The 16,440-nt window shown below is 60.5% G+C and carries 14 protein-coding genes; 6 read left to right on the top strand and 8 right to left on the bottom strand.

The annotated features are described in order from the left end of the window. Nucleotides 1-190: 190 nt before the first annotated feature. Nucleotides 191-658, top strand: coding sequence for an Lrp/AsnC family transcriptional regulator (locus QTL56_RS07420; protein WP_229574026.1), 468 nt, complete (start codon nt 191-193; stop codon nt 656-658). 97 nt (nt 659-755) lie between these two features. Here QTL56_RS07420 and QTL56_RS07415 read toward each other — a convergent pair whose 3' ends face one another. The 3 genes from QTL56_RS07415 to greA are packed head-to-tail and all read right to left on the bottom strand — an operon-like array spanning nt 756 to nt 3,520. Beyond that, entirely contained in the window at nt 756-1,961 is a 1,206-nt protein-coding gene (locus tag QTL56_RS07415) for a capsular polysaccharide export protein, LipB/KpsS family (protein WP_245136436.1), read from the bottom strand. Next, nucleotides 1,954-3,021: a glycosyltransferase family 4 protein gene (locus QTL56_RS07410; RefSeq protein WP_245136437.1), complete on the bottom strand. Its 1,068-nt coding sequence runs from the start codon at nt 3,019-3,021 to the stop codon at nt 1,954-1,956. Before QTL56_RS07410 ends, QTL56_RS07415 begins: the two co-directional genes overlap by 8 nt. Nucleotides 3,022-3,043: 22 nt before the next feature. Next, entirely contained in the window at nt 3,044-3,520 is a 477-nt protein-coding gene (gene greA, locus QTL56_RS07405; protein WP_229574017.1) for a transcription elongation factor GreA, read from the bottom strand. A gap of 267 nt (nt 3,521-3,787) precedes the next feature. Between greA and QTL56_RS07400 the strand changes: the two genes are divergently transcribed. Together QTL56_RS07400 and QTL56_RS07395 are read left to right on the top strand one after the other, a co-directional pair. Beyond that, a complete protein-coding gene (locus QTL56_RS07400) occupies nt 3,788-5,017 on the top strand; it encodes a putative DNA modification/repair radical SAM protein (protein WP_245136438.1) in 1,230 nt (409 codons plus the stop codon). Next, complete coding sequence (locus QTL56_RS07395) at nt 5,017-6,474, top strand: UdgX family uracil-DNA binding protein (protein WP_245136439.1); 1,458 nt, start codon at nt 5,017-5,019, stop codon at nt 6,472-6,474. The genes QTL56_RS07400 and QTL56_RS07395 overlap by 1 nt, the downstream gene beginning before the upstream one ends. Before the next feature lie 9 nt (nt 6,475-6,483). Here the strand turns inward: QTL56_RS07395 and QTL56_RS07390 are convergent, their stop codons facing one another. Further along, nucleotides 6,484-8,028, bottom strand: a complete 1,545-nt coding sequence (locus tag QTL56_RS07390; RefSeq protein WP_245136440.1) for an MFS transporter — start codon at nt 8,026-8,028, stop codon at nt 6,484-6,486. A gap of 249 nt (nt 8,029-8,277) precedes the next feature. On the opposite strand from QTL56_RS07390, the gene QTL56_RS07385 reads away from it, so the two are divergent. Beyond that, nucleotides 8,278-9,135 (top strand): DMT family transporter, encoded by an 858-nt coding sequence (locus tag QTL56_RS07385; RefSeq protein WP_245136441.1) that lies wholly within the window; start codon nt 8,278-8,280, stop codon nt 9,133-9,135. 11 nt (nt 9,136-9,146) lie between these two features. On the opposite strand, the gene QTL56_RS07380 is transcribed toward QTL56_RS07385, so the two are convergent. From QTL56_RS07380 to carB, 4 genes are all read right to left on the bottom strand, one after another. Beyond that, nucleotides 9,147-9,626, bottom strand: a complete 480-nt coding sequence (locus QTL56_RS07380) for an SRPBCC family protein (RefSeq protein ID WP_229574008.1) — start codon at nt 9,624-9,626, stop codon at nt 9,147-9,149. Between the two features lies 1 nt (nt 9,627). Then, the gene (locus QTL56_RS07375; protein ID WP_245136442.1) at nt 9,628-10,068 is read right to left on the bottom strand and encodes an SRPBCC domain-containing protein; all 441 of its coding nucleotides are present in this window, start codon (nt 10,066-10,068) and stop codon (nt 9,628-9,630) included. Beyond that, the gene (locus QTL56_RS07370; RefSeq protein ID WP_245136443.1) at nt 10,065-10,418 is read right to left on the bottom strand and encodes an ArsR/SmtB family transcription factor; all 354 of its coding nucleotides are present in this window, start codon (nt 10,416-10,418) and stop codon (nt 10,065-10,067) included. The genes QTL56_RS07375 and QTL56_RS07370 overlap by 4 nt, the downstream gene beginning before the upstream one ends. Before the next feature lie 310 nt (nt 10,419-10,728). Further along, a complete protein-coding gene (gene carB / locus QTL56_RS07365) occupies nt 10,729-14,223 on the bottom strand; it encodes a carbamoyl-phosphate synthase large subunit (RefSeq protein WP_245136444.1) in 3,495 nt (1,164 codons plus the stop codon). Between the two features lie 240 nt (nt 14,224-14,463). Between carB and QTL56_RS07360 the strand changes: the two genes are divergently transcribed. After that, complete coding sequence (locus QTL56_RS07360) at nt 14,464-15,669, top strand: glycosyltransferase family 87 protein (protein WP_245136445.1); 1,206 nt, start codon at nt 14,464-14,466, stop codon at nt 15,667-15,669. Between the two features lie 50 nt (nt 15,670-15,719). Beyond that, complete coding sequence (locus QTL56_RS07355; protein WP_245136446.1) at nt 15,720-16,439, top strand: DUF1868 domain-containing protein; 720 nt, start codon at nt 15,720-15,722, stop codon at nt 16,437-16,439. Nucleotide 16,440: the final 1 nt, after the last annotated feature.

The raw sequence follows: 16,440 nt of genomic DNA, 5'->3' as shown, positions 1-16,440 counted from the left end.
TATGGCTCTTGTCCGGTCCTCGCGCAACTGCCGCTCATTTAGGATCGAAGCGAAGCGCAATTCAAGGCATGCGGGCGCATTAGCAACAGGGCATTGCCGACCCACGCAATAATTGTGCGTGAACGTGGCTGAATCTTGCCAATTGCGCCGGTTGGAGTAGATAACGGACACATCTTCAAAAGGAACGGCCGTGCTCAAGGTAGAACTCGACGCCATCGACCTCAGGATCCTCAAGGAACTGCAGCGCGATGGACGCATGACCAATGTGGAACTCTCCGAGCGCGTGGGGATCTCGGCGCCGCCCTGCCTGAGGCGGGTGCGCAAGCTCGAAGAGGCAGGCGTGATCGAAAGCTATCACGCAGACCTGAATGCAAGCCGGCTGGGTTACGACCTTGTCGCCTTCTGCATGGTGGGCCTGAAGCACCAGTCGGAAGCCAATCTCAAGGCCTTTGCCGCAGCAACGGACAGCTGGCCGATCGTGCGCCAGGCCTGGATGGTCAACGGCGACAGCGACTTCCTGCTGCATTGCGTGGCGGGAAATCTGACGAAATTCCAGGATTTCGTCATCGAGGTGCTGACGGCGAACGAACATGTCGACACCGTCAGGACGATGCTCACCATCCGGCAAGTGAAGAAGCTGGGGATGGTGGAGATCTGAGGGGGCTGCGAAGCGCCTCAGAAATTGCAGATCATGCAGATCTTGTCGCCGGGTTTTTGCTTTATGCGAATCCGGATGCGTTCGAGCCTGCAGGCGGTCAATCTGCTGGAGCGGTACGAGCCACGCCTCTGCCATAGGCCTCGGTCAGACGCGCATGTTCATCCGTGCCACTAGCCCGGGAGCCGAGTGCATCCAGTATCTCAGCATCACCCTTGCGGACATCCCCGCGCAGGAGAAAGACGTTGTGGACGTATCGAATAAAGGCGTTGGTCACCGTGGTGTTCGGCGTCCAGCTATCGATTGCAGCGAGTGCGGAGTGGAGCTCCTGCTCGTTTCGAGCTTGCAGGACCATTCCTTCGACATTGTAGGGCGCATTTCCCAAGGTGATCACCTTCTTGCCGAGTAGAAGGCTCTCAAGACCTACCGTCGAATTCACCGTCAGCACCGCCTCGGCGCCTTCGATCAATTGTCTCGTTTCATTGTGATTTGCGAATGATATTCGGGGGTGACGACTTATCTGCGGCTGTATGGACAGGGGAAAGCTCGGATGCTCCTTCACCACGAACTCGCGTTCCGGAAAGCGCTCCGCCAGTCCATGGATTACCTGATACAAGTGTTTCATGTCAGAGATCCATGGCGAATGCTTGAGGATCTGCATGTCACTTGGTACCTGCATGGGCACGAAGATGTAGCGCGGCGGCGTCTCAACCTGATCGGCCGCTTTCTGCTTGGACGGGCGTCTCACCAGCTCTAGCGGGCGCTCATCCGAGATCTTGTCGGCCACCCACTCGTAGAATGCGCGGTCGCGGGGCAGCGTGCTGTCAAAGTTGATGCCGACGGTATCCGCCTGGCTGGTTCGGGGAAAGAAGCCGTTCTCCAGCACGAGCGTCTCTCGTCCAAGGGTCTCGCTGACAGCCTTCGTTATCGAGTCCGGCATCAGATACCCGTTGAAGACCAGGGCCCTTGCTTGCGGATGATCCTCGAAGTGGGCGCTGACCAGGGCCGCCTGCAAACGGGCGCGCAGCAGCAGGAAAAAGCGGTATGTGTTGCGAATTGGTGTGATGGAATACAGTTGCGGCAGGCGGATCTGTCTGCGCATCAGGTTCCTGTCGACGAGGTAACCCGGATCAGGGACGGCATTCGTTCCGATGAGCGCGGAGAGGAAGCCCATCAAGCCGCGTTTTTTGATCAATCCGCTGCAGATCTGTCCAAGCCTCGTCGGTATCGGCAGAATCCTCCCCGCGGAATGGCTGCACAATGCGCTCAACTGTTTCGTATGGCAGATGAATTCCACGTCACTCATGCGTCGCTACCATTCGCTGCTGGATCAGACTGTCGTATACATTACCGAGTGCTCGTGCTTCGTGCTGGAGCCCGAAACTTTCCACGACGTGATCGCGTCCCTTGCGGCCAGCCAGTTTTGCTTTCTCGGGGACCAGGAAGTCCGAGATCGCATCGCGAAGACGGTCATAGTCGCCTGCCGGGACAACCGCTCCGGTCTCGCCTTCGACAATCATCTCGGCATAGGCGCCGGCATCGCTCGCCACCACTGCCGTGCCCGACGCCATGGCCTCGAGCGGCGTCAGGCCAAATCCCTCATTGCGTGAGGGCGCGACGTAGAGAGCCAGGTGACGGTACCAGGGCTTGATGTCGCCTACTTCGCCCAGAAAGCGGATGCGATCGGTCAACCCGGCTCGCGCGATGTCTGCCCTGAGTTGATCGGCAAACCCGGAATGCTCGGGGGTAATGCGCCCGCAGATGACCGCGGTCCATTGAGGGTTCTGCGGCAAAAGCTCGATCATGGCGCGAACGAAGAGATCCGTGCCCTTCTGGTGTCGCACGCGACCGAAGCAACCGACCAGCAGACGGCCATGCAGATCCTCCGGGAGGTCTGTATCCATACCATCGGCTGGATGGAAAAGCTCAAGGTCCACACCATGGCGGATGACGGTGTGGGGGACCTTGAGGAACGAGCCAGACTTCGCATTGGTCGCGACCACGGCGTCCATTTTCGAGATGAGCCAGCGGGTATAGCGGCTGTGGTTCCGTTGAGCCGCCGAGGTAAAGAGCAGCTTGAGCGGCATTCGACAGACGTCGCGGAGGATCAGGCCAGCCAGCATCTCGTTGTTGCGGCGGGCATGCCAGACGCGGTCGGAGGCGGCTTTCGGTCTCTTCCAGAGCCCGGGCAGTTGCGCCCAGCGCATTTTCGGCAGATGCCCGGGCAGGCCGGGCCCGAACGTCAGAATTCCAAGGCCCTGTCGTCGCTGCTCGGGTATGAGCTGGATGACCGTCGACGTTACCCCTGAAAGGCGCCGCTTGAAATGCGGCGCGATCACAGTGATCTCCTCGAGGGATTGCGACACGGGAAAGCCCTTCCGGCCTAGATCAGCCCCACTTGACCGCGAGGATCTCGTAGGCCTTGGAGCCGCCCGGGGCGACGACTTCGATGTTGTCGCCGACTTCCTTGCCGATCAGCGCGCGGGCGATCGGCGAGGAGATCGAGATACGGCCAGCCTTCACATCGGCTTCCTGGTCGCCGACGATCTGGTAGGTCTTCTCTTCATCGGTGTCCTCGTCGATGAGCTTTACGGTCGCGCCGAACTTGATCTTGGAGCCGGACATCTTCGAGAGATCGATGACTTCTGCACGTGCGATCAGGTCTTCCAGTTCGCCGACGCGGCCCTCGTTGTGGCTCTGCGCTTCCTTGGCGGCGTGATACTCCGCATTCTCGGAGAGATCGCCATGGGCGCGCGCCTCTGCAATCGCCTCGATGATGCGGGGACGCTCTTCCTGCTGGCGCCAGCGCAACTCTTCGTTGAGCCGGACGAAGCCGTTCTGCGTCATCGGTACCTTGTCTACCATTTCGTCTTCCTTCGTATTCATGGCCGCACAGCGGACACAAAAGAAAACAGGTTCCGAAGCAAAGCTGCGGAACCATGTCACAAATCAGGTTGAGCGGGACTATAGCAGAATGGTCAGCGCAATTTCCAGAGTTTTCGACACCTGATTCCACATCGCCGTTTCAGGCTCGAAAACGCTAACTTTCTCAATTGCTTGGCAGGTGTGGAGACGGAATGTCGCAGGTCTTTTTCTTGACGGAAGTCAGGAGAACGTATAGAGAACATAAAAATGAAGAAGTCTCTCAAAGAACGTCTCGCCATTCTCTCCGACGCTGCCAAATACGATGCGTCCTGCGCGTCGAGCGGGACGACCAAGCGCGATTCTGCGGCCTCTGGTGGTCTGGGGTCGACAGAGGGTTCAGGGATCTGCCATGCCTATGCGCCGGATGGTCGATGCATCTCTCTGTTGAAGATCCTGCTGACGAATTTCTGCATCTACGACTGCGCCTATTGCATCAATCGCTCGTCGAGCAATATCGAACGCGCCCGCTTTACACCGGAGGAAGTGGTGTGGCTGACGATCGAGTTCTATCGGCGCAACTATATCGAGGGGCTGTTTCTGTCGTCTGGCATCATCCGCTCCTCCGACGATACGATGGCGGAAATGGTGACGGTCGCGAGAGACCTCAGGACCAAGCATGATTTCCGCGGCTATATTCACCTGAAGACGATCCCCGAGGCCTCGGCGCATCTGGTGGAAGAGGCAGGCCTCTATGCCGACCGTCTGTCGATCAATATCGAATTGCCGACCGATCACGGGCTCGAACGATACGCTCCTGAAAAGCGGCCCGTGAACATCCGCCGGTCCATGGCGGATCTGAGGCTGAAGATCGATGAGGCCCGCGAGCCAACGCATACCGGCCGGCGCAAGAAATTCGTTCCCGGCGGACAGAGCACGCAAATGATCGTCGGGGCTGATGGCGCCGATGACGCGACGATCCTCGGATCGAGTGCGCGGCTCTACAGCTCCTATGGCCTGAAGCGGGTCTATTATTCCGCATTCAGCCCGATCCCGGACAGTTCGAAAAACCTCCCGCTGATCAAGCCGCCGCTGATGCGCGAGCATCGCCTCTATCAGGCCGACTGGCTCTATCGCTTCTACGGTTTCTCGGTCGAGGAGATTTCATCGATCGGGCAGGGTGGCATGCTCGATCTCGAGCTGGACCCGAAGCTCGCCTGGGCGCTCGCCAATCGCGACCGCTTTCCTGTCGATGTCAACAAGGCGGATCGTGAGACGCTGTTGCGCGTGCCCGGTTTCGGCACAAAGACGGTCAACGGACTTTTGTCTGCCCGGCGCCACAGGCGGGTGAGGCTCGAAGACCTGGCGCGGCTTGGCGTGTCCTTGAAGAAGGTGCGATCCTTCATCGTCGCAGAGGGCTGGTCGCCCAATCGCAGCCTCGACCGTACGGATCTTCGCGCCGTCTTTGCGCCGCCGGCCGAACAGTTGTCGCTCTTTTGATGCGGACGGTCACGCTCGACGGGCGAGGGGAGTTCGGTGAATGGCGGCATGCCGCCCGCCGTCTGCTTGCAGATGCGGTCGCGCCGGACGAGGTTCGCTGGCAGGTTGCTGGACAGGGGGAGGATCTGTTCGGCGCTGTCGATGGGCCAGAACCCGGGCACACCGCGCCGTCGGACATGGTCGTGCCCAAGGGTTTCATCGAGGCGGCAGAAACGGCGATCTGCCATTCGGATCCTGATCGGTTTTCGCTTCTCTATCGCATCCTCTGGCGCCTCCAGGCGGAGCGCAGCCTGTTGCAGGTGAGGTCCGATGCCGACGTCGCACTGCTCATGCGACTGATCAAGAATGTGAGGCGTGACAGCCACAAGATGAAAGCCTTCGTGCGGTTTCGCGAGGTAGAGGCTGTTCAGGCCGAGCGCCGGCGTTTCGTCGCCTGGTTCGAGCCGGAGCATTTCATCGTCTCCCGCACGGCGGGCTTCTTTCAACGGCGCTTCACCGACATGGACTGGCTGATCGCAACGCCCAGGGGATCTGCCGCCTGGAACGGAGAAGCGCTGAAGACCTCCCGCGAGCCCGCCGCCCGACCGACGGCCGAGGACGCGACGGATGAACTCTGGCGTACCTACTTCGCCAATATCTTCAATCCGGCACGTTTGAAGATCCGAGCCATGCAGTCGGAGATGCCGAAGAAATACTGGAAGAACATGCCCGAGGCGTCGCTCATTCCAGACCTGATCGCGGGCGCCGAACGTCGCGTGGCCGAGATGGCAGCGCGGCAGGCGAGCCAGCCGCCGGCCTTTCACGAGCGGTTACAGGCGCAGTGGCGTGGACGGGACGAAGAGGCGGCGGTCGATCTGCCGCCGCTTGAACGCCTGCGTCAGGAAGCGTCCGCTTGCACGCGGTGTTTACTGCATTGCCATGCGACACAGACCGTATTCGGCGAGGGACCCGTCGATGCCGAAGTCCTCTTCGTCGGCGAACAGCCCGGCGACACGGAGGACCTCGCGGGACGACCTTTCATCGGTCCCGCCGGGAAGGTCTTCGACGAGGCCATTGAGGCGGCCGGGATCGACCGGAGCCAGGTGTATGTCACCAATGCCGTCAAGCATTTCAAATATGAGCGGCGCGGCAAGCGGCGCATCCACATGCGCCCCGATGCAGGCGAAGTCGCCCATTGCCGCTGGTGGGTGGCCAAGGAAATCGAGGTGATCAAGCCGCGCATCGTGGTGGCACTGGGGGCAACCGCCTATCTTTCGCTTACGGGCGAAAGCCGGCCGATCGCCGAAGTCCGCGGCATGCCGATCCCGATGCAGGAAGACCGGATGCTGCTTGTCACAACACATCCTGCAGCAATCTTGCGTATGCCCGATGAGGATCTGAAGGCACGCAGTCTCGAGGCCTTCCGATCCGATCTGCAAGGTGTGAAGCGCCTGTTCGACACCCTGCCGGGCCTCTAGCAACGATCTCTATTGGCCGGCAATCCGGCTTTCGTCGAGCTCGGTGCGGGCGTAGACTCTTGCGGCTATGGCGGCAAGCAACAGCAGGGTCAAGGTGGCGAGGGCGCAGCAGAGCGCGAAGCCATGGGCATAGCTCTCGCGTGCCAGGTCGAGCCAGGGTGCGGCCAGATTTCCGCTGTTGCGTGCCAATTCAAGCGCCGTCCCCAATGTCGAGATGACCGAGTCCCTGTCTGCCACTGAAAGCGCGGTCAGATCCGCATTCTGCATCCCGAAGCGATAGATGAGCGTTCCAAGGCTGCCGAGGATCGCCACGCCCAGAGCTCCGCCAAACTCCGCACTGGTCTCCGAAATGGCGGATGCCGAGCCCGCCCGCTCCGGAGGGGCTGTGCCGACGATCAGTCCCGTCGTTGTCAGGATGACGGGTACAAAGCCCAGGCCCATGATCATGCTGGCGCCGAGCACGCCGATGAGGCTCGAATACCAGGCGGCGATCGCCATCAGACCGGTGCCAAGTGCATTGACCACAAGTCCCAGCAAGACGGTTTTCACCGGTCCAAGCCTGTTCGTCACGCGCCAGGCCTGGAAGGACATGACCGTGAAGACCAGCGATGAGGGAATGGACCAGAGGGCGGCCTCGAGCGGCGTGAGGCCGATGACGAGCTGCATAAAGAGGTTCTGGAAAAGGAAGATGCCGAAAATGAAGAAGACGCCGGCGAGGTTGACCACCAGTGAGGCGGTGAAGGCCGGGATCCTGAACAGTGCGAGATCGATCATCGGGTGCTGGAGCATCTTCTGGCGCTTGACGAAGATCACACCGACAGCAATGCCAAAGAGAATCGGCAGAAGCTGTGTGGAGTGAAAGCCCTCGGCTGCCATGTTCTTCAACCCGTAGACGATGGGCAGGACGGTCAGAAGCGAGAGCGCGACGCTCATGAGGTCAAGTCGACCGGCATTGTCATCCTTGTATTCCGGCAGAAGGAAGGGCGCCGTGGCCAGGAGCGCCGCCATGATCGGGACGTTGATCAGGAAGACCGATCCCCAGTGGAAGTACTGCAGGAGTACACCGCCGATCAACGGGCCGATCAGGCCACCCAGCGCAAAGGCGGTGCCCCAGATGCTGATTGCCCGGTTGCGTTCGCTCTCGTCACGAAACAGGTTGACGACAAGCGAGAGAGTTGACGGGGCGATCGTTGCGCCGGCGATGCCGAGAAGGGCGCGCGCGACGATCAGCATGGAGGCAGTGTTGGCGAAGGCGGCAAAGACCGAGGCCGCGCCGAAGAAGAAGGCGCCGGTCAGCAGGACCTTGCGACGACCGATGCGGTCGCCGAGCGTGCCCATGGTGACGAGAAAGCCGGCGACCATGAAGCCGTAGATGTCGTTGATCCACAAGAGCTGGGTGGCCGATGGATCGAGGTCGGCCACGATCGAGGGCGTGGCCAGGAACAGGACCGAAAGGTCCATCGAATAGATGAGGCAGGCAATGGACAGGATCAAAAGACCGATCCACTCCCGCCGCGTCGCCTTTCCGGCGACAGCGTCAACAGTCACGGACATGACAATATCTCACAGTTCAAACCGCTGCAGATTGCCGTAACGAAGCGATTTCGACAAACGTCAAATATTGATGGGATGGATCACGCGACATGATCGTATCGCCCCAACGAAGGCGTCCGCGATGACAGCTGGGCCGCTGCCGACTGTTTTGTCGCTGTCGGCTTGTCAAGCGGAAGAGGCTCGCGTTTAAGACGGGTTCGATCCTGCGGACACATCGACACCGCTGCAGGATGTCGCTGGGAGATAGCTTTGCAATCGACATTCGTCTTAACCGCTTTGGCCATGCTTGCCTTCGCCGCGAATTCGCTTTTGGCCCGCGAGGCTCTGGGGGACGTTTCGATCGGGGCCGCCGGGTATACAGCCGTGAGGATCATCTCGGGGGCGGTGGTGCTCTATGGTCTGATGCGGCGCGGGCAGACCATCTCTCGCACAGCGGGGCCTGCCTTGCCGGGCGACTGGTGGGCGGCAACGGCGCTCTTCGTCTATGCCATCGCCTTTTCCGCCGCCTATCTTTCCCTCGGAGCCGCGACCGGCGCCTTGATCCTCTTTTCCTCCGTGCAGGCAAGCATGGTCACGTTCGGGCTTTTCAAGGGTGACCGTCCGAGCCTGCGGGAAGTCATCGGCTTCGCAATCGCGTTTGCCGCATTCGTCTATCTCATTCTGCCCGGCGTGGGACGGCCGGACCCGGTCGGCTGTGCTCTGATGATCGCCTCGGGCGTTGCGTGGGCTGTCTACACGTTGCGTGGCCGCGGATCGCAGGATCCGATCGGCCAGACCGCTGGCAATTTTGTCCGGGCCTCCGCCTTCTGTCTGCCGCTCGCTGTGGTCGCAGCCCTTTATGAGACAGCGACGCCGACCGGGGTGATCCTGGCACTGGCGTCTGGCATCGTCGCGTCGGGCCTCGGCTATGCGATCTGGTATAGGGCGCTCAGGGGTCTTGAGACCTTTCAGGCGGCGCTGATCCAGCTGTCAGTCCCTGTCATTGCAGCGCTCGGTGGGATCCTTTTTCTCAACGAGCGGCTGACGCTGCATTTCATCGTCGCTGGCGTCTGTGTCATCGGGGGGATTGCCCTTGCCATTCTGGCGAAACAGAAACACCCAAGCTGAGCCTCTGACCTTCAGTTGTCTCCCGCCGCCGCGTGGCGTTCCCTGGCATAGGCGGCAAGACGGGCAAGCGTCTGCTTGCCACCCTCCACTGCGCCAAACTTGAAGGTTGCGTCGCGCGCCTCCTGCGTCGGGAAGACGAGGGTCAGGATGACGCGGGTCTGCTCACCTTCATCGCGAAGGGTGATGATCCCATCGAAATGTGCGGGCTCTCCCATCTCGCCACCGTGCTCATAGGCGATGCGGGTCGGCGGTGCGATGTCCTGATAGCGGATCCAGTTCGGCCAATCCCTGCCGTCCGGACCATGCATGGTGTAGCGCCAAAAACCGCCGACCGAGAATTCAATCTCGTGGGTTTCGTTCTGGAAGCCATCCGGCCCCCACCACGCATCGAGATGGCGGGCATCTGCAAACATCTCGAAGACAAGATCGATGGGAGCGGCGACGAGGCGCTCGACCTCCAGGATGCGGGAAGGATCCAGTGTGCTCGTCATCTCACTGGTTTCCTCCTTGCAGGACCTGTTCGAGGCGTTCCAAATTCTGGTCGTTGGCGGCGTGAATGAATTTCTGGATCTCCCGGTTTTCCTCCGTCGGCTCGAACAGCATGCGCCACTTCAGACGTGTGCCCGGTTCCGCGCCCTCGAATGTCATCTCCAGCGTGAAGACGTGCATCGGTTCATGGTGAAGGGCGACCACGCGGCGTCCGGGTTCGATTTCTTGAAAGGTCCACCGGTTGGCGAAATCGGTGCCGTCAGATGATGTCATGGTCACGCGCCAATCGCCGCCGGCGCGAAAGTCGAATTCGTCGATGCGATTGGTAAAGCCGTGCGGTCCCCACCACAGCGCCAGCAGCTTTGGGTCAGCAATCGCGTTGAATACGGCTGACGGGTCTGCGGGGAGCAGACGCTCGTTCAAGATTTCCAGCTTGTCAGTCATTCTTCATCATCCTTCACGTCTTCGCGTTCCTTCTGGATTGCGGCCAGGTAATCCTCCAGGCGATCAAGCCTGTGCTCCCAAAGCTTGCGATAATCGCCAAGCCAGCCATCGACAGTTTTCAGGGGCTCGGGTTCCAGTCGGCAGGGGCGCCACTGGGCACTGCGCCCGCGCGAAATGAGCTTCGCCCGTTCCAGCACTTTCAGGTGTTTGGAAACAGCCGGAAGGCTCATGTCAAAAGGTTCTGCCAGCTCGTTGACGGTTGCTTCGCCGGTGGCTAGCCGCGCGAGGATTGCGCGACGCGTCGGGTCGGCCAAGGCGGACAATGTCAAGGACAAAGGGTCGCTGCTCATGGTTATCCATTTGGTTAATTAACCAAGTGGTTTATTTAAAGCCTGCGATGTCAGTCGTCAAGCGGGCGCAGTGCGGTGAGGATTTTGCGGTGGCGCCATGCGGAGGCCCGTCCGGGTGGGCGAGCCACGCCCTTCGTCTGAAGTCCCGAGAGCGCGCCGCACGATACGCCAGGGTGTGCTGGCTGATCGGATGGCGGCGCGTCGTTGTCGAGATCGAGAAACCGACGGTGGACCTGTCTCGTTCGCCGGTCAGGAGGGCTGTCAGCCCTCCATAGTCTCAGATACAGATCTCCACCGTCTCAGCCTTGCCTCAGAAATAGCTCTGAAGCGGGCGAACCTCGAGCTGGCCGCTCTTCAGCGCCCGAATGGCTTCGGCGGCAGCCAGGGCGCCGGCCATGGTCGTGTAGTAAGGCACCTTCTGCATCAGGGCGGCGCGACGCAGCGATTTCGAGTCCGAGATCGCCTTGTTGCCATCTGTCGTGTTGATGACGAGCTGGACCTGACGGTTGCGGATCGCATCCTCGATATGCGGACGGCCTTCCAGAACCTTGTTGATCTTGACCGCCGGAATGTCGTTTTCGGCGAGGAAGCGCTGGGTGCCGCCGGTTGCCATGACCTTGAAGCCGATCTGGGTCAGGATCAGGATCGCCGGCAGGACGCGGACCTTGTCTTCGTCACGGACGGAGACGAAGACCGTGCCGTCGCGCGGCAGTTCGACGGAAGCGCCGAGCTGGCTCTTGGCGAAGGCGAGCGCAAAATCAGTGTCGAGGCCCATGACTTCGCCGGTCGAGCGCATTTCCGGCCCCAGCAGCGTGTCGACGCCGGGGAAGCGGGCAAACGGGAAGACCGCTTCCTTGACCGCGATGTGGTTGAGGTTGCGCGGATCGGGCTTGGTGCCGTAGGCGGCGATCGCGTCGTCGAGCTTTTCGCCGGTCATGATGCGGGCTGCGATCTTGGCGATCGGAGCGCCGATGGTCTTGGCGACGAAGGGCACCGTGCGCGAGGCGCGCGGGTTGACTTCGAGCACGTAGATCACGTCGTCCTTGATGGCGTATTGGACATTCATCAGGCCGCCGACGTTGAGCGCCCTTGCCATGGCGGCCGTCTGGCGTTCCAGTTCGTCCAGCGTTGCCTTGGTGAGCGAACGGGAGGGCAGCGAGCAGGCACTGTCACCGGAGTGGATGCCGGCTTCCTCGATATGCTCCATGATGCCCGAGACGAAGACGTTTTCGCCGTCGCAAAGCGCATCGACATCGACTTCGATGGCATTGGTCAGGTAGCTGTCGAAGAGCAGCGGGTTCTTGCCGAGCAGGGTGTTGATCTGGCCGGTCTTGTCGTTCGGGTAACGCTGCTTGATGTCTTCGGGTACGAGGCCCGGGACCGTGTCGAGCAGATAGGACTGCAGCATGGATTCCGAATGGATGATCTGCATGGCGCGGCCGCCAAGCACGTAAGACGGGCGCACGACCAGCGGAAAGCCGATTTCGGAGGCGACGAGGCGAGCCTGCTCGACCGAATAGGCGATGCCGTTGTTCGGCTGGTTGAGGTCGAGTTTCATCAGGAGCTTCTGGAAGCGGTCGCGGTCCTCGGCGAGGTCGATCATGTCGGGTGCGGTGCCGAGGATCGGGATGCCGTTCTTTTCAAGCGCCTCGGCAAGCTTCAGCGGGGTCTGGCCGCCGAACTGAACGATGACGCCGACGACTTCGCCCTTTTCCTGCTCAGCGCGCAGAATCTCGATGACGTCTTCGGCCGTCAGCGGCTCGAAATAGAGGCGATCGGAGGTGTCGTAGTCGGTGGAGACGGTTTCCGGGTTGCAGTTGATCATGATTGCTTCAAAGCCGGCATCCTTCAGGGCGAAGGCGGCATGGCAGCAGCAATAGTCGAACTCGATGCCCTGACCGATGCGGTTCGGGCCGCCGCCGAGGATGACGACCTTCTTGCGGTCGGAGACCTGGGCTTCGGAGCGCAGCTGACCGACGAAGGGCGTCTCATAGGTCGAATACATATAGGCGGTCGGCGAGGCGAATTCGGCAGCGCAGGTGTCGATGCGCTTGAAGACCGGGCGGACGTTGAGGCCATTGCGCAGTTCGGCCACTTCCTTCGGGCGCTTGCCGGAGAGCGAGGCGAGCCGGGCGTCGGAAAAGCCCATGGCCTTGAGGGTGCGCAGGTTTTCGGCATCCTCCGGCAAACCATGCTCGCGAACGCGGGCTTCCATGTCGGTGATCGCCTTGAACTGGGCGATGAACCACGGATCGATCTTGCAGCCTTCGTGCACTTCTTCCGGCGACATGCCGAGGCGCAGCGCCTGGGCGACCATGCGCAGGCGATCCGGCGTCGGGGTGCCGATGGCCGCGCGGATGGCGTTCTTGTCATCGGCGCTGTCGCCGTTTGCACCCAGGCCGGGGATCTCGATTTCGTCGAGGCCGGTCAGGCCGGTCTCAAGGCCGCGGAGCGCCTTCTGCAGGCTTTCTGCGAAGGTGCGGCCGATCGCCATGACCTCGCCAACCGACTTCATTGCGGTGGTAAGCGTGGTGCCGGCGCCGGGGAATTTTTCGAAGGCAAAGCGCGGGATCTTGGTGACGACGTAGTCGATCGAGGGTTCGAACGAGGCCGGCGTCGCACCGCCGGTGATGTCGTTTTCGAGTTCGTCCAGCGTATAGCCAACGGCAAGCTTGGCAGCGACCTTGGCGATCGGGAAGCCGGTGGCCTTCGAAGCGAGAGCGGACGAGCGCGAGACGCGCGGGTTCATTTCGATGACGACGAGGCGGCCATCTGCCGGGTTGACGGCGAACTGAACATTCGAACCGCCGGTCTCGACGCCGATCTCTCGCAGCACCGCGATCGAGGCGTTGCGCATGATCTGGTATTCCTTGTCGGTCAAGGTCAGCGCGGGGGCAACAGTGATCGAATCGCCGGTGTGGACGCCCATCGGGTCGATGTTTTCGATCGAGCAGATGATGATGCAGTTGTCCGCCTTGTCGCGGACCACTTCCATTTCATATTCCTTCCAGCCGAGGACGGATTCCTCGATGAGGACTTCTGTCGTCGGGGAGGCGTCGAGGCCGGAATTGATGATCTCGTAGAATTCGGAGCGGTTGTAGGCGATGCCGCCGCCGGTGCCGCCCATGGTGAAGGAGGGGCGGATGATGGCGGGCAGGCCGACGACGTCGAGGGCCTGGGCGGCAATGGCCATGGCATGGGCCATGTAGCGCTGCTTGCGGTCGGTCTCGCCGAGGTTCCACTGGTTCTCGAGCTCGTCGAGCGCCGTGTCGAGTTCGGGGCCTGACAGTTTCGACTTCAGCTCGTTGCGGGCGACTTCATGGGTCTTGCGGTCGGCGTCCTTGATCTCGGTCGCATTGGCGAGCATCGACTTCGGCGTTTCGAGCCCGATGCGGGTCATGGCTTCGCGGAACAGGGCGCGGTCTTCGGCCATGTCGATGGCGGCCGGCTTGGCGCCAATCATCTCGACATTGTAGCGATCGAGCACACCCATGCGCTTCAGCGACAGTGCCGTGTTGAGCGCGGTCTGGCCGCCCATGGTCGGGAGCAGCGCGTCCGGGCGTTCCTTGGCAATGATCTTGGCGACGACTTCCGGCGTGATCGGCTCGATGTAGGTCGCGTCGGCGAGGCCCGGATCGGTCATGATGGTGGCGGGGTTCGAGTTGACCAGGATGACCCGGTAGCCCTCTTCCTTCAGTGCCTTCACGGCCTGGGTGCCGGAATAGTCGAATTCGCATGCCTGGCCGATGACAATCGGCCCAGCGCCGATGATGAGGATGGACTTGATGTCTTGGCGCTTTGGCATGGTGCTATCCGTTTCTTGACCTGCGCAGAAAACCGGCCTCGGTGGAAATGTCACCGGCCGGGCGCAGAGAGGTCTTTTCAGGCTAGAAGCGGCTTATAGGGAAATGTTGAGCGAGAAGGAACCCTCAAAGTGAGGCTGGAAGGGGAAAATCTGCGTTGGTCGGTAGCCCATGGGCCCCGGTAGTTTTCGTTAAAAGGATCGGATTAGGATCTGGTCATTCCGGATAGGCTGAGGTGTGCAATGGAACGTCAACCAGTACGAAATGCGATGGACGACAAGATGCCATTGCTGGTGCTCGCCTGGGCAATGCTGATTGTACTCGTGACGCTCTTTGTGCTCAATGCGTCGGGATATCAAGGCGCTCAGAGACTTCTGTCGATTGACAAGGACTATGCCAATTATTGGCTGGCCTCCAGGCTGATGCTGGAGGGCAAAGTGATGAACCTTTTCCTTGGTCATGATATCTATTTCGCCGAGATGCAGGCCGTTTTCGGGCCCTACTATCCCTGGCGATCCTGGAGCTATCCACCAAGTTACCTGTTGCTCATCTTCCCCCTAGGTCTCATGCCCTATGGGTTGTCCATGCTGGTCTTCTTTGCCGTTACCCTAGCATTTTACTTTCACGCCATCTCCCTGTTGGTCCAGCGTGTTTCGCCACTCGCTGTCGTCTTGTTAGTCCCCTTTATCCTTGGGAACATTCTTTATGGACAAAATGGCTTCATGACAGGTGCCCTGATCCTTTACGGACTAGGGCTGAGAGATCGTCACCCGATCCTTGCAGGTCTCGCCATTGGCCTTTTGACCGTGAAGCCACAGCTTGGCCTGCTGTTTCCTCTGTTGCTTCTTTATGAGAGGCGGTGGCTGGTCCTCGCCACGGCCGCTGCGACGACCATCGCATTGCTGATGATGTCCGCTCTATTGTTTGGATTGGAAAGCTGGATTGGCTTTTTCCAGCATACAGTGCCGCATCAAAGTCTGGTCATGCAGGCGCTGAGCGGCGGGTTTCTTGATTTGCTGGCTTCTGCCTATGGTCAGGCGCGTCTTGTCGGCCTGCCGTTCAACGAAGCCATCATTTGGCATGGCGCGTTTGCCGTTCTGGTTTTCGGCTTATGGCTCTGGAGCCTGCCGAGGGTCAAGGATCCGCTGGGCCGCGCCTATTGTTTCGCAGCAGCAGGAATTCTGGTTACGCCCTATAGTCTCGCCTATGATCTTGGCGCGACCAGTGCGCTTGCGGCGCTTGTGGCGTCTCACATCAGCGCCCATGGAGCTCCGGCCAATCCCAAGAGACTGGTTTTCGGGTTGGTGGCCACCCTTCCATTGCTGCAGCTACTTATTGTTTGGGCAACAGACGTTTCAAGCAGCTTTATCCTGCTCTTCGTGGGAATGCTGATTGTTGTTTTTGCAGCGGGTGCAGCCCATCGCGGCCAGGTGCCGGTGTCACATTAGCTTTGCGGGGCGGGTTTATTGCAGTTTTCCTCGTAATTGAGAGACACCCCGTGACCCCTGATGATCTGCCTGCCTATCTGAAGATCTGTGCCCGCGCATTCAATCCCGATCCACCGTCCCATTTGGGGACCCGCTACAATGATGTCGGCTTGTTTCTGCATGAACCCGGCAACACCGTGGTCTGCCATCTCGTCGAGAACTCTGAGAGTGCCTCGGCCATCCATGCCGTCCGCGCTCGTTTCCAGGCCATGCCCGGTGCCGACAAACTCGCGTTCACAGCTGTCTCCAGCCTGCATATGACCCTCTTCCAGGGGATCATCGAGACCCGGCGAGCCTTGCCGTACTGGCCGGCGGATGTTTCGCTCGAGGCACCGGTCGACGACATGACGGCGATCTTCATGGATCGGCTGGCACGATTTGCGCCGGGCGAAGCCTTCGCCATCGAGGTCACGCATGCGACGCCGAACGGATTGATGCTGGACGGAGTGACGGCGCGGGACCGGCAAGTCCTCAAGGATTGGCGCCGCCGGCTCGCAGACTTGCTCGGCTATCGGCATCCGGACCATGATGCCTATGTCTTTCACATGACCTTCGCCTACATGGTCGAACGTTTCGACGATGAGACCATGGCCGCATGGGTGCCTTTTCTGGAGGATGTCGTCGAGGATATCCGTCAGCGGTCACCAATCATCCGACTGCGGGCGCCGGCTTTCTGCGCCTTTGACGACATGAACCATTTCGAGGAGCTAATCTCCTTCGAGCCTAGGTGAG

Source organism: Peteryoungia algae (assembly GCF_030369675.1).
GTDB classification, from domain to species: domain Bacteria; phylum Pseudomonadota; class Alphaproteobacteria; order Rhizobiales; family Rhizobiaceae; genus Allorhizobium; species Allorhizobium algae.
Note: the sequence above shows the minus strand (reverse complement) of the source record. Positions and strands in the feature narration are given on the sequence as shown.